Origin of the sequence: Nguyenibacter vanlangensis (assembly GCF_013376155.1) — a bacterium.
Classification (GTDB): Bacteria; Pseudomonadota; Alphaproteobacteria; order Acetobacterales; family Acetobacteraceae; genus Gluconacetobacter; species Gluconacetobacter vanlangensis.
The window spans coordinates 1-1,156 of record NZ_JABXXP010000824.1 but is presented as its reverse complement, the minus strand read 5'-3'; the positions used below and the strand labels follow the sequence as shown (position 1 = coordinate 1,156).

General features: G+C 70.6%; 1 protein-coding gene and 1 pseudogene. One reads left to right on the top strand and one right to left on the bottom strand.

Annotated elements, in window-relative coordinates:
• Positions 1-424, top strand: a pseudogene (locus HUK84_RS19395) (D-aminopeptidase); the annotation flags it as partial.
• 66 nt (positions 425-490) lie between these two features.
• Here the strand turns inward: HUK84_RS19395 and HUK84_RS19390 are convergent.
• The gene (locus HUK84_RS19390) at positions 491-856 is read right to left on the bottom strand and encodes a hypothetical protein (RefSeq protein WP_246285785.1); all 366 of its coding nucleotides are present in this window, start codon (positions 854-856) and stop codon (positions 491-493) included.
• Positions 857-1,156 lie beyond the last annotated feature (300 nt).

Below are 1,156 nucleotides of genomic sequence, written 5' to 3'. Positions count from 1 at the left end.
GGCCCCGGATGGCGACGATGTGGCCCGTGCCGGCGGCATGACCCTGACACGCCAGGGCGCGATGATTGCGATCGACCGGCCGGGCGAGAATTTCCGCGGGCAAGCCGGGCGGCTCGGTGGCGCGCCGCGCCCGGATATCGGCGGGCGGTATCATTGCGCGGAGCTGGATGCGACCCTGGAGATCGTCATGGCGGGCGACGATGTCGGCTATGTCGCCTGCAGCGGCTTTCTGGGCGACGGACCGATGCAGCCGATCCATGCGGTGGGCGAGGATGTCTGGATCATGCCGTGCCGGCGCAGCATGGACGCGCCGGCGCCGGGCCGATGGACGATCCACGTGACGCGCGGCGCGGACGGCGCGGTCAGCGGGCTGCGGATCGGGTGCTGGCTGGCGCGGGACCTGCGCTATGCCAGGCTGGCGTAGGGGATGCGGGGAAAAGATAGATCCGGGGGGCGGCGGGGCCTGGCGCCCCGCCGCGCGGGATCGGGATCAGAACGAGGCGTTGCCGTTCGGATTGCCAGCGGCCGGGGCGGCCGGCTTGGGGGTCATCTGGCCGGGCGCAGTCGAATGCTCGACGTCATAGGCCGTGGCCTTCTGTTCGTAGGTGCCCTTGGTGCCGGGATGTTCCTGGTCGTACAGGGCGGCCTTGGCGCGCGCTTCCTTGCGGTATTCGTGGCGGACATACATGCCCGCCGCGCAGCCGCTCACCGCGCCCAGCACCCCGTGATGCGCGACATGGCCGCCGACGGCGCCGACCGCGCCATATTTCAGGCAGCCGCCCGGTTCGGCCCGCACCGGGCCGGCCAGACCCGCCAGCAGGACGACCGACAGCGTTGCCGCCACTTTCTTATGCATCGAGACCTCTTCGTCATTCCACCCGGCTTGCGGGCCATTTAAGAATTGTAAAGCACCGGTCGCCATCTGGCAAAGGCAGCCGGCATGGCGCCGGTGCCGCAATTTCATTCGTGTGAGAGCAGTCCCATGCCCCAGACCGACGATGCCCCCCTGCCCCCGCCGTGGCTGGATCGGCGCGGCATGTTGCGGGGCATGGGCGCGATGGGGATGGCGATGAGCGCGCTGGGCGTTGCATCCTGCGCGACCGGCGCCGATTTCGCGCCGGTGGACCGGTTGCTGCACGGCGCGGCGCAGCGCGGG